We start from the raw sequence: 12688 nt of genomic DNA on the forward strand, positions 1-12688 counted from the left end.
ACCGGCAGAGCCCGTTCAACCCGCAAGCCACAGAGCGAAGCGGGCTGAGCGGGCTGAGCGGGTCCGTGTTGCTGTCAGGGTCCAGAATTCGTCGGCGAGAACGGCGACGGCGATGCCGATGAAGGCCCCGGCGATCGTGTCGGTGAGCCAGTGGACCTGGAGGGCGGTCCGCGACCACATCATCGCGAGGATCCAGATGCCGGCGAGGATGAACGACCAATGGAAGCCCATCCTCGGTGCGGGTGTTCGGCCGGCTTTCGGCCCTGCGGCACTGTCAGCGACGGGGTAGGCGGAATCACGGACTGCCTGAGCTTCTGATCTGCGCAGCTGATGGCGGCGGCAGGCGATGATCGCCAGACTCATGGCCAATGCGGCCGCTCCCATCGAATGTCCCGAGGGGTAGGAGAAGCCCAAGGACTCGTAGAGCTGATCGCCGGGGCGCAGACGGGTGACGACGGCCTTGAGGATCTCCGAGGCAGCGATGCCGACCAGCATCGTCGTGACGAGGAAGATCGCCGAGCGCCAGCGCCTGCCCAGCACGAAGATGCCGGCGAGCAGTGCGGTGCAGATGACCACCCCGGTGCCGCCGCCGACCTCGGCGAGGACGACGGCGATCCGGTAGGGGATCGAGCCCTGAACGAGGCCGACGAGGTCCAGCCAGGACTCATCGAGTCCGGTGGGCCCGGCGTGCTCGAGCCGCAGCCACAGGCCGAAGGCGATGACGAGCAGAACGGCCGGCGGCGTCGACCACAGCAGCCAGGACGGCTGTCGGCTCAAGCGTTCCAGAGGCCGTAGGTGTCGGCCAGGGACGCGATCTTCTTCGCACGGGCCAGACGCGGCAGGTAGGAGCCGTCGGTGATCTCGGAACCGCCCTCGGCGGCTTCGAGCATCTGGCGGGCCCAATCGCGTTCGTCCTCGCTCGGGCTCATGGCCTCGTTGAGGGTGTTGACCTGGTCGATGGTGAGGACGAGCTTTCCGGTCATGCCCATCATGTGCGTCACTTCGGCGTCGGACCAGACCTTGTCATCGTCGGCATCGGCGGCCGACGGCCCGTCGATGGGGCCGGGCAGGCCGCCCATGCGGGAGGCGATGGTCAGGCGCGAACGGGCATAGGCCAGGGCCATCGGGTCGCCGGAGAAGCCGGTGTCCTTGCGGAAGTCGTTGGTGCCGAAGGCCAGGCGGAAGGTGCCGGGCGCCTCGGCGATGCGGGTGGCGTTCTCCACTCCGCGGGCCGATTCGAGGAGGGCGAGCACGGGCAGTCCGGCCTTCGCGCGCATTGCGGTGTAGGACACCTGCTCGGGGCGTTCGGTCTCCGGGAGCATGACTCCGCGCAGACCGGGCAGCATGGCGACGGCGGCGAGGTCGTCGTCCCAGAACTCGGACTCCATCTTGTTGATGCGCACCCAGGCCGACATTCCGTTCTCAAGCGCACGCACGACATTGTCGCGGGCCTCGATCTTCTGGTCTTCGGCAACCGAAGCTTCGAGGTCGAAGATGACGGAGTCCGCTTCCGAGGTCTGCGCGGGAGTGAAGATCTCCTCCTTCGCAGCATTGACGAGCAGCCAGGACCGGGAGAGTTTGGCGGGCAGAGCTGCGGCACGGGCGTTGCGGATGGTCTCGGTCAATGATCGACTTTCTCTCGGGGCTGATTCTGCGTGGCCCCCACGGGGTTTGGGGTGCTATCTCCATCTTCGTCCCTGCGCGGCCGGATGTGTAGCCGAGAACAGGGATTGAGACGTGAAATTGTTCATGACGGCACACAGATCGCGGGGCCGGAAGCGGGGACGGCGGGCTTTGCCCAAGGCAGCCGTGCCGCATTCGCGCGGCGGAGATCGCTGTACCTTCGCGCCGGTGCGATACAGACTAATGTCCGTATTGTAGGACACTGTAGTTGTATCGTGAGATGCGGTCCTATTCTGTGAGCATGAAGTTCTCAATCGCAGTCATGCCCGGAGATGGAATCGGCAACGAGGTCGTCCCCGAAGGTCTCAAAGTCCTCCAGCGCGCCATCGAGGTGGCAGGCGAGCCGGTCGAGCTCGAGCTCACCGACTATCACGTCGGCGCCCAGCGCTTCCATGAGACGGGGGAGACGCTCACCGACGAAGAGCTCGAATCGCTGCGCGACCATGATGCCATCTTCTTCGGCGCCTGCGGAGACCCGTCCGTGCCCTCCGGCGTGCTCGAGCGCGGAGTCATCCTCAAGATGCGATTCGGGCTGGGACATGCGGTGAACCTGCGTCCGTCGAAGCTGTTCGCCGGAGTCACCAGCCCGTTGGCCGATCCCGGCACGATCGACTTCGTCGTCGTCCGCGAGGGCACTGAAGGCTCGTACACCGGATCCGGCGGATCCGTGCGCACGGACACTCCGCAGGAAGTCGCGACTGAGGTCTCGGTCAACACGTGGTACGGAGTCGAGCGCGCCGTCCGCGATGCCTTCGCCCGCGCTCAGGCTCGGAACAAGAAGCTGACCTATGTGCACAAGCACAATGTCATGGTCCATGCCGGTCACCTGTGGCGTCGCGTGGTCGAGAAGGTCGGTCGGGAATACCCCGAGGTGGCCGTCGACTACGAGCACACCGATGCGTGCACGATCTACATGGTCACGAATCCCGAGCGCTACGACGTCATCGTCACCGACAATCTCTTCGGTGACATCCTCACGGACCTCGCAGCCGCGGTGACCGGCGGAATCGGTCTGGCCGCCTCGGGGAACCTCAACGTCGAAGGAACGGCGCCGAGCCTGTTCGAGCCGATCCACGGATCCGCTCCGGATATCGCGGGCCAGCAGATCGCAGACCCGACGGCATCGATCCTCTCGGGGGCGCTCATGGCCTCTCATCTCGGGCTCGAGGTCGTGGCGAAGTCGATCGAGGCGGCCGTCGAGGCCGACCTCGCCGAGCGCGATGGAACGAAGCGATCCACCACCGAGGTGGGCGACGCGATCGCGGCACGCCTCGGCTGATTCGATCGACCGCCTCGGCGAGGGGCGGGTGGGTGACGATGGGGTCACCTCTGCGAGGATGAACCCATTCGACTGACACCCGTTTTCAGGGCTGACGCCATCACCCCGGTGCGACGAGCGCCGGGGTGATGGACTACCCTGAAAGTGTCACTCATCACAAATGAGAAGAGAGTTTTCATGACAGATTTCACCGTTCTTAAGAACCTCCAGCCGCAACCCGAGCTGGTGCGCGAGAACATCAAGAAGGACCCCGGCTTCGGCCAGTACTTCACCGACCATATGGCGCACATCCGATACACGGTCGATGACGGTTGGCAGGCGCATGAGGTCAAGCCGTACGGACCGTTGGTGCTCGATCCGGCGGCCGCCGTGTTCCATTACGCCCAGGAGATCTTCGAGGGGTTGAAGGCCTACCGTCATGCCGACGGTTCGGTGTGGACGTTCCGCCCCGAGCGCAACGCCGCGCGCATCAACAAGTCCGCTGAGCGTCTCGCGCTGCCGCAGCTGCCCGAAGAGGACTTCATCAACTCGCTCAAGGCATTGGTCAGCCTTGACCAGGCATGGGTGCCGACGCCGGAGTCGGAGGCCGATGAGTCGAGCATGTACCTGCGTCCATTCATGATCGCCACAGAGCGGTTCCTCGGCGTGAGGGCCAGCCACGAGGTCGACTACTACGTCATCGCATCGCCTGCGGGGCCCTATTTCTCCGGCGGCATCAAGCCGCTGTCGATCTGGCTCTCGCCGAAGCTCAAGCGTGCCGGTGCCGGCGGCACCGGTTTCGCCAAGTGCGGCGGCAACTACGCGGCATCCCTGGTGGCCACCAACGAGGCGGCGGCGAAGGGCTGCCAGCAGGTGCTGTTCACCGATGCCGTGGAGGGCAAGTACATCGATGAGCTCGGCGGTATGAACCTCATGCTCGTGACCAGGGACGGCAAGCTGCTCACCCCCGCGCTCAGCGACTCGATCCTCGACGGAGTCACCCGTCGTTCGCTGCTCGACCTGGCCCCGCAGCTCGGCCTCGAGCCCGAAGAGCGCCAGATCTCCATCGAGGAGTGGCGTGAAGGTGCCGCCAGCGGCGAGATCGTCGAGGCCTTCGCCTGTGGCACTGCTGCGGTCATCACGCCGATCAGCAGACTCGTCAGCGAAGACTTCACCATCGACTACGGTGAAGACGCCGGTGAGAAGACCATGGAGCTGCGCAAGACGCTGCTCGACATCCAGTACGGACGCGTCGAGGACAAGAACAACTGGCTCGTGCGCCTGGCCTGATCGGGTCTGGTGGGTCCGCCTGGTCCGGGCGGTCGCCGAGCATGCTCATCCGGCGGGCTGCTGCAACATGCTCGTCTGGCGGGCTGCTGCGACATGCTCATCTGGCGGGCTGCTGCGAAGGGATTCGCGGCGGCCCGCCTTTTGACTGCGCACGGAGAATTTTACGCAGTTATGCGTTAATTGAGGTACTGTGGCCCCGTGCATACGACCACCTCGGCGTCGGTTCCGACAGCCTCCGAAGTCATCGCTCACCTGCCATGGAAGTGGCGCACTCAAGGTGCCATCTTCATCATCGGCGGGCTCGGTTTCATGTTCGACGCGTGGGACGTCGCTCTCAACGGATTCCTCATTCCGCTGCTCAGCGACTACTGGGATCTCAGCGTCGGCCAGGCCGCATGGATCGCGACCGCGAACCTCATCGGCATGGCTCTGGGCGCCTTCATCTGGGGCGGCATCGCCGACGTCATCGGGCGGAAGAAGGCATTCACTCTCACGCTCCTCGTATTCTCGATCTTCACCGTCGCCGGTGCCTTCTCGCCCGCTTACGGGTGGTTCATCCTCTTCCGCTTCCTCGCCGGATTCGGGCTCGGCGGATGCATCCCCGTCGACTATGCGCTCGTCGGGGAGTTCACTCCGAGCCGTCACCGTGGGCGCGTGCTCACCGCGATGGACGGATGGTGGCCCATCGGAGCCTCGCTCTGTGCTTTCGTCTCGGCTTATCTGCTCGACTTCGGCGACTGGCGTCTGATCATGCTCGTCATGATCGTGCCGGCCCTGCTCACCGTCGCCGTGCGTTTCGGAATCCCGGAATCACCTCTCTATCTCGCTTCCGTCGGTCGCTGGGCCGAGGCCGACGCGGTCATCGCACGACTTGTCGAACGCTCCGGTGCCGACGTGCACGAATGGACTCATGATGCGCCTGCCGCCTCCGCGGCGAAGACCGCTGAAGTCGCCGGCGCGGAGACGTCCGCAGCGGGCACTTCCGGAGCACCATCGAAGCCGGCGGCACCGGCAACACCTGCAACATCGACAGACCCTGCAACACCGGCGGCGTCGGCAGCACCGGCAACACCGGCCGAGCCCAGCGTGAGCCGACAGCTGCGTGCCGCGAGCGGCCAGCTGGTGCAGCTGTGGGAGCACTCCGCCAAAACGACTCTCGTCTCGTGGTCGCTCTTCGTCTCCGTCCTCCTTGTCTACTACGCGGCTCTGACATGGCTGCCCGGAATCCTCAAGAAGCAGGGCATGGCCGACCAGGCGGCCTTCCTCGTGACGGGATCCATGACTGCGATCGGCATCCTCGGCGTGATCGCCTCGGCGCTCATCGTCGAGCGATTCGGGCGCAAGGTCGTCCTCGGCGCTTCTTCCATCATCGCGGCGGTGCTGCTCGTCGGAGCGGCAGTGTTTATCGAAGCCTCTGACGCGGACCTCACCTTCGCGGCGAAGGCCGCCATCATCGGATTCGGATTCGTCGTCCAGATCGCGATCCCGACCCTGTACACCTATGTTTCGGAGCTCTACCCGACACGACTGCGAGGTTCGGGCTTCGGATGGGCGTCGGCGGCCTCACGTCTGGCTACGGGGATCGCTCCGATCGTGTTCGGCGCATTCATGTGGCCTGTGCTGGGGCTGACCTTGACGTTCGTCCTCACCGGAGCGCTGGTCGCCGTCGCAGTAGTCCTGATGAGCTTCTTGGCTCGAGAGACGACCGGCGAAGAACTGAGCTGAAGAAGCTGAGAGCGGAATTCGACTTCAGTGCTTCACCGTTTCGACTGAAGTCGCTCCTGCACCCATAAGGCTCTGACCAGCCCGGATGCGCACGAGTAGTTTCGTGTCAGTGCCGACCGATAGTGTTCTGGGTATGGAAGCAGAGCAGGTTCCAGACGCACTCACCGAGATCCGTCGGTGGGGCGACAGCCTGTCCGAACTGCCTCCCGCGGCGACCGAGGAAGAGGCGATCGATCGCATCACGGCTCTGGAGGAGCTGACCTCCGCCTGCGCCGCGGCGCAGGCTCGCGAGACTCTGACATTCGACATGCACCGCAGGAATCGGGAAGCCGAAGACGGAGTCGCGAGCAAGAAGCAGGGACGCGGCGTCGGTGCTGAGATCGCCTTGGCCAGAAAGGTCTCCCGACATCGCGGCAACTCCGTGCTGAAGTTCTCCCGCACTCTGCTCTTGGACCTGCCCAATGTCTACGCGGCGATGAAGGGCGGCGACATCTCGGAGGAGAAGGCCCGCACGGTCGCCAAAGAATCCGACTGGCTGCCACGGGAGAAGAAGAACGAGCTCGACGAACGCATGGCCGAACGCCTGCCCGAGGTGGGCGTCAGGAGACTGGGCAGCGAGGTGCGTGCCCTGGCGCAGAAGCTTGACCAGAAGGCCGCCGTCGACCAGCTCGAGCGCTGTGTCGACGAGCGTGCGGTCAGTGTGCGTCCGGCTCCGGGCAATATGGCCTACCTGACCGCTCTGCTGCCGATGCCGCAGGCAGTGGCCGCCTACGCGAACCTGAAGAAGTCGGCGCAGACTGTCATCGCGACGGGCACAGCCGACGGCAGAACCCAGCATCAGATCGCAGCCGACCTGGTGGTCGAGCGACTGACCGGGCAAGCTGCCGCTGCGGCGGTGCCCACCGAAGTCCACCTCATCGTCCAGGACAGCAGCCTGTTCGGGCCCGGGGATGAATCGGCCTGGTTCCCCGGAGTCGGCCCGATCCCGGCACAAGCCGCCAGGAACTTCGTGGCCGACAACGAAGCCGCGACGTTCATCCGCCGCCTGTACACGCGACCCGAGGACGGTCAGCTCGTGCGGATGGACTCGCGTCAGAGGGAATTCTCCGGCCTCCTTCGCCGCATGGTCGTCTTCCGCGACGACGTCTGCCGCTCGCCCTGGTGCGAGGCTCCCATCAAACACGCCGATCATGCCGACTCCGTCGCCGCCGGTGGTGAGACCGACTGGGACAACTCCTCCGGACTGTGCGCGGCATGCAACTATCTGAAGGAACTCGACGGGTGGCGCCACAAGGCGACTGCCGACGCCCTCGAGGTGATCACACCGACCGGCCACCGCTATAAGACTTATACGAAACCGCTCAGCGTTCCCGATCCGGGGTGCCGTTCTGGCCAAGGAGATCACTCTGAGCCGAGGAACGAACCCGGCCGGCAGCATGGTCCCGGTAGGCAGTGCGATCCAGGGAGGCAGTACGGTCCAGGGAGGCAGCATGGTCCCGACCCGGGGCAGAACCACGGCGACATCGTGGCCGAGGCGACCGCGCCGCCGGACGGCGGAGCTCGTGCCGCACCACCGAGTGCTGACCGCGAGTTTTCGGTGATGATCCCATGGAGATACATTCGCCGGGCCTCGCAGCCCGCAACCATTGATATCGGTGGGTCGACTGTTGGAATCGACATCTATGATGCCGACGACCGACCGATGAGTCCCACTGAAGAGCTCCTCTACGCCGCAATCCTGGAACAGAAAGGCAAGCAGCGAACCGATTCTTCGGCCGGGAGAGCTGACGGCGGCCCTCACCGCTGACGAGGTGATGGCAAGTGGTCACCGAAAGTTCAACTGCCCGCTCCGCTGCGGGACTATGGTGATAGTCATGATCGACCTCAACGGGCAGTCGTCGCCCGGTGACCAGCCAGCGATGCGGGACCAGTCTTCATCGCGGGACCAGGCCGGCGTCACGGCGGTCGAAATCGTGTGGGGACTGCCGATGGGTCTGGGCCCGCTGTGGCAGGGCGTGCCCTCGGGACCGGGAATCTCCGGTGTTCTCCCACCCCGCAGCGAGGTCGAAGCACTCTATGGTGCTGCAGCCGCAGAACCACCGCTGAACGAGGACCCGAGGTTTGCGGCACGGTTCGCCGACGTCTACGAAGTCTCCGTCCGCAAGGGACAGGTCCTCATGACGTTGACACGGGCCCAGGCCGACGGACGACTGAGCTCATTCGCCTACGGACACCATTGGAGGTGGGAAGAACAGAAGTATCCGTGGGCATTCGAACTGCAGAGCCGCCTCGGCGAGGCTTCGGTCGAGCTCGAATCGACCTTCGCTCTCAACCTGCTCGCCCGTGATCCGAATCAGCGCGCACGAGGTGTGGGTCGGCGCACTCTCGACACGTGGATCGGAGAGGTCAGCCGATTCGGCTGCTGGCTGCAGACCGACGACATCGACAGCCCGGCACGCCGACTCTACGAGAGCCTCGGCTTCACCGAGCTCGGCCACGGCCCCGAAGCCCCTGACGGGCGGCCCGGCCTGGTGATGTTCCGCGCCTCGCAGTGAAGCCCTCCCGGGGTCGGTGCTGAAGCCCTCACGGGGGTCGGCGGTGAAGCTTTCCCGGGCCCGGCAGATCTTGAACGCCAGGCCCGTAACCGACGGCGAAGCCGACATGTCAGTGACGGTCACTAGGATGGGAGCATGCGTGAAGAAGACTTGCCATCGACGGCCCCGACGACGAGCGCCGATCTGCCCGAAGACGAGAACCTCTGGCTCGAAGACATCCACGGCGAGAAGCAGATCGCCTGGGTGAAAGACCAGAACGCGAAGACCCTTGAGCGATTCCACGACGGGCTCTTCGACAGCATCTCCGGTGACCTGCGCACTGCGCTGGACTCCGACGATCGCATCCCGATGGTCACCAAACGCGGCGACCACTTCTATAACTTCTGGCGCGACAAAACGAACCCGAAGGGCCTGTGGCGACGCACCTCCTGGGACAGCTACCGCACGGCAGCGCCTGATTGGGACGTGCTGCTCGACCTCGACGAACTCGCTGCGAAGGAAGACACCGCCTGGGTCTGGGCGGGCGCGATGGTTCGCCGCAGCGACAATCGCCGCGCGCTGATCCTCCTGTCCCCGGACGGCGGCGACTCACACAGAGTCCGCGAATTCGACCTCGAAGACCGCATCTTCGTCGACGGCGGCTTCGACATCCCCGCCGCCAAGACACGACTGGCCTGGCTCGACGATGACACCGTGCTCGTGGCCACCGAAACCGACGCAGACTCACTGACGACCTCGTCCTACCCGCGCCAAGCCCGAGCGCTCCGCCGCGGCCAGAGCGTGGACGACGCCCCGATCGTCGCCGAAGTGCCGCACGACCATGTGGCGATCTTCGTCGGCAGCGACATCCGCCCCGAGGCCGAGACCACCGACCGTGCCGTCATCGTCGACGCCATCGACTTCTTCAACTCGAAAATGAGCTTCCTCGACCTCGACGACATCACGGCCGCTGACGGTTCGCTCTCCACCGAGCCCACGACGTGGACCGAAGAACTCACCGAGGTCGACGTTCCCACCGACGTCGAGGTCGGCTTCGAACGCGACCTCGTGCTCTTCCGGCCCCAATCGACATGGAGATCCACCACCACCGAGGTGGCCGCCGGCGGTCTCGCCGTCGCCGATGTCGACGCGGTCAAGGCAGGCGAGATCGTCCCGCGCGTGATCTTCACCCCGGATGCCCACACGTCTCTGCAGTCGTTCACCTTCACACGGGACTATCTCGTGCTCGAACTGCTCGCCGACGTGCAGTCGAAGCTTACGGTCCTCGACATTGACAACGACTTCGCCGAATCCACCCTGCCCGGGGTTCCGGCCAACCATATGGTCGGCCTCGGTGCGGTCGACAGGTTCGACCCGGCCACCGCCAACGACTTCTGGATGGTCAGCACCGGCTTCCTCACTCCCTCGACCCTGTCGTACGGAACCTTGGGAACGGATTCCGACGATTCCGCCACCGAGGTGGTCAAATCGGCACCGGCGATGTTCGTCGCCGAAGGGCTGAGCGTCGAACAGCACTTCGCCACGAGCGCTGACGGAACGAAGATCCCGTACTTCCAGATCGGTGCCGACGACCTCGTGCTCGACGGCGACAATCCCACACTGCTCGACGGATACGGCGGTTTCGAAGTCAGCCGCACCCCCGGATACTCACCCGTCGTGGGCATCGGCTGGTTGAGCCGTAGCACGACCGGAAGCACCCTCCCGGCAGGCCGCCGCGGCGTCTACGTGCTCGCGAACATCCGCGGCGGCGGCGAGTACGGTCCCGTTTGGCACACCTCCGCGATGCGGGAGAACCGCATGCGCTGCTACGAGGACCACTCGGCCGTCGCCCGAGACCTCATCGCCCGCGGAGTGACGAGCCCGAAGACACTCGCCTGCGCCGGCGGTTCCAATGGAGGACTGCTGGTCGGCAATATGCTCACCCAGTATCCCGAACTCTTCGGCGCAGTCTCCTGTGGAGTCCCGCTGCTGGATATGGCCCGGTACACGAAGCTGAGCGCGGGCTATTCGTGGAAGGCCGAATACGGTGACCCGGATGTGGCCGAGGACTGGGCGTTCATCCGGGAATTCTCGCCCTACCACCTCATCGAGGACGGACAGGACTATCCGCCGGTGCTGTTCTGGACGGCCACTTCGGACGATCGAGTGGGGCCGGTGCAGGCCCGGAAGATGGCCGCACGGATGCAGGCCCAGAGAATTGAGAACGTGTGGTTCTTCGAAGACACCGAAGGCGGACACTCCGCCGCTTCGGACAATGAGCAGACCGCGTTCACCCGGGCACTGAGCTACCGGTTCATGTGGAACGCACTGACAGGGGAGTAGGTTGGCAGATATGACGAACGAGACGCAGCACTTCCACGGCGAATACAAGGTCATCGGCGGCAAGCTCGTCGTCGCCGATGTGACCACAGACGGCAAGACCATCACCGAGGTGAAGATCTCCGGTGACTTCTTCCTCGAACCCGAAGAGGCCTATTTCGACCTCGCACCGGCCCTCGTCGGCGCCAGCGTCACTGCCGACAATGCGGCACTGCGCGGCCGCCTCGATGAGGCCCTGGCCGACTACGGTTCGGAGCTGGCGATGCACGGCTTCTCCACCGCCGATGTCGCCACGGTCGTGCGTCGGGCACTCGGCTCTGCCGCGAATTTCACCGACTTCGACTGGCAGGTCATCCGCGGAGAAGTGCTGCCCACCCAGCTCAATGTGGCCCTCGACCAGGTGCTGCTCGAAGAGGTCGCGACAGGTCGTCGTCAGCCGACCCTGCGGTTCTGGGAATGGGAGGACACCGCCACCGTCATCGGTGCCTTCCAGTCCTACGTCAACGAGCTGCGGCCCGAAGGCGTGGACAAGTACGACGTCCAGGTCGTGCGTCGCATCTCCGGGGGCGGGGCCATGTTCATGGAGGGCGGCAACTGCATCACCTATTCGATGTTCGTCCCGCCTGCACTCGTCGCCGGTCTGGACTACGAAGAGTCGTATGTCTTCCTCGACCAGTGGGTGATCGCGGCGCTGAAGACCCTCGGCGTGGAGGCGTTCTACAAGCCGATCAACGACATCTCCTCGACCGGCGGCAAGATCGGCGGTGCCGCACAGAAGCGCAATCGCGACGGCACGCTGCTCCACCACGCGACGATGAGCTACGACATCGACGCCGACAAGATGGTCGAAGTCCTGCGCATCGGCGAAGCGAAGATCTCCGACAAGGGAGTGGCGAGTGCGAAGAAGCGCGTCGATCCGCTGCGCAGCCAGACCGGTGAGGCCCGCAAGGACATCATCGATGTCATGGCAGACACCTTCGCCACCCGCTATGGGGCCACCTACGGCACCTACACCGAAGAGGAGCTCAAACGGGCGCAGGACCTCGTCGACGAGAAGTTCGGGACCGAGAAGTGGACGCACCGAGTTCCGTGAGCGCCTCTGAACCCACCGGCTTCCGTGGCACGATCGCTGCTCTCGGCGGCGGTGGGTTCTCGATGTCCGAGACCGGAGAATCGGCCATCGACGACGAACTTCTGCAGATGGCGAGCCGACGGAACACCGCATCACAGCTCCCACGAGTCTGCTTCGTCCCCACTGCCTCCGGCGACAGCCGCGACTACATCGAACGCTTCGAGGCGGCTTTCAAGGGACGAGCACAGACCCATGTCCTCTCCCTGTTCGGGCAGAGCCCCTGGGACTACCAGGACCCGTCAATGCTGCTCGACATGGATCTCATCTACGTCGGCGGCGGGTCGACGGCGAATCTGCTCAGCCTCTGGCGTCGGCACGGAGTCGACGACAAGCTGCGCGGGGCCGCAGCCGGCGGCACGATTCTCGCCGGGATCAGCGCCGGTGCGAACTGCTGGTTCGAGGCCTCCTCGACGGATTCGTTCGGACCGCTGGCACCACTGAACGACGGGCTCGGATTCCTGCGGGGGAGTGCCTGCCCGCATTTCCACGGCGAACCCGGGAGGGAGGAATCCTTCCAAGAGTGGATCGTGCAGGGCAGACTTCCCGTCCCCGGGATCGCCATCGACGATCATGCCGCGGTCGTCTACGAGGACGGCAGAGCCACCTCGGTGATGGTCGAATCTGCGGAGGCGAAGGCATTCGTCGTCGGCCGTGAGGGGATGCACGATCTTTCCGCGGACGCACCTCGGTGACCCTGGGAAACTGTCTGTAGGATTGGGAGTCAAT

General features: G+C 64.9%; 10 protein-coding genes. 8 read left to right on the plus strand and 2 right to left on the minus strand.

Going from position 1 to position 12688, the window contains the following annotated elements; genetic code table 11:
* Window positions 1-15: 15 nt before the first annotated feature.
* Together FHG09_RS13410 and FHG09_RS13415 are read right to left on the minus strand one after the other, a co-directional pair.
* Window positions 16-777: a phosphatase PAP2 family protein gene (locus FHG09_RS13410; RefSeq protein ID WP_152348161.1), complete on the minus strand. Its 762-nt coding sequence runs from the start codon at window positions 775-777 to the stop codon at window positions 16-18.
* Entirely contained in the window at window positions 774-1625 is an 852-nt protein-coding gene (locus FHG09_RS13415) for an HpcH/HpaI aldolase/citrate lyase family protein (RefSeq protein WP_152348162.1), read from the minus strand. Before FHG09_RS13415 ends, FHG09_RS13410 begins: the two co-directional genes overlap by 4 nt.
* A 299-nt stretch (window positions 1626-1924) precedes the next feature.
* Here FHG09_RS13415 and FHG09_RS13420 point away from each other — a divergent pair, with 299 nt between their 5' ends.
* The 8 genes from FHG09_RS13420 to FHG09_RS13455 all read left to right on the plus strand — a co-directional run bounded on the left by FHG09_RS13420 (window position 1925) and on the right by FHG09_RS13455 (window position 12654).
* Window positions 1925-2962, plus strand: a complete 1038-nt coding sequence (locus FHG09_RS13420) for a 3-isopropylmalate dehydrogenase (RefSeq protein ID WP_152348163.1) — start codon at window positions 1925-1927, stop codon at window positions 2960-2962.
* 177 nt (window positions 2963-3139) lie between these two features.
* Complete coding sequence (locus tag FHG09_RS13425; protein WP_152348164.1) at window positions 3140-4231, plus strand: branched-chain amino acid aminotransferase; 1092 nt, start codon at window positions 3140-3142, stop codon at window positions 4229-4231.
* 198 nt (window positions 4232-4429) lie between these two features.
* Window positions 4430-5956: an MFS transporter gene (locus tag FHG09_RS13430; RefSeq protein ID WP_152348165.1), complete on the plus strand. Its 1527-nt coding sequence runs from the start codon at window positions 4430-4432 to the stop codon at window positions 5954-5956.
* A gap of 133 nt (window positions 5957-6089) precedes the next feature.
* Window positions 6090-7763 (plus strand): HNH endonuclease, encoded by a 1674-nt coding sequence (locus FHG09_RS13435; protein WP_152348166.1) that lies wholly within the window; start codon window positions 6090-6092, stop codon window positions 7761-7763.
* A 67-nt stretch (window positions 7764-7830) separates the two neighbouring features.
* Complete coding sequence (locus FHG09_RS13440) at window positions 7831-8511, plus strand: GNAT family N-acetyltransferase (protein ID WP_227492762.1); 681 nt, start codon at window positions 7831-7833, stop codon at window positions 8509-8511.
* Between the two features lie 135 nt (window positions 8512-8646).
* Window positions 8647-10833, plus strand: coding sequence for a prolyl oligopeptidase family serine peptidase (locus FHG09_RS13445; RefSeq protein WP_152348167.1), 2187 nt, complete (start codon window positions 8647-8649; stop codon window positions 10831-10833).
* Between the two features lie 10 nt (window positions 10834-10843).
* Complete coding sequence (locus tag FHG09_RS13450) at window positions 10844-11923, plus strand: biotin/lipoate A/B protein ligase family protein (RefSeq protein WP_152348168.1); 1080 nt, start codon at window positions 10844-10846, stop codon at window positions 11921-11923.
* On the plus strand, window positions 11920-12654 hold the full coding sequence (locus FHG09_RS13455) for a peptidase E (RefSeq protein WP_227492763.1): 735 nt from the start codon (window positions 11920-11922) through the stop codon (window positions 12652-12654). Before FHG09_RS13450 ends, FHG09_RS13455 begins: the two co-directional genes overlap by 4 nt.
* Window positions 12655-12688: the final 34 nt, after the last annotated feature.

The organism is Brevibacterium sp. CFH 10365 (assembly GCF_009299785.1).
GTDB classification, from domain to species: domain Bacteria; phylum Actinomycetota; class Actinomycetes; order Actinomycetales; family Brevibacteriaceae; genus Brevibacterium; species Brevibacterium limosum.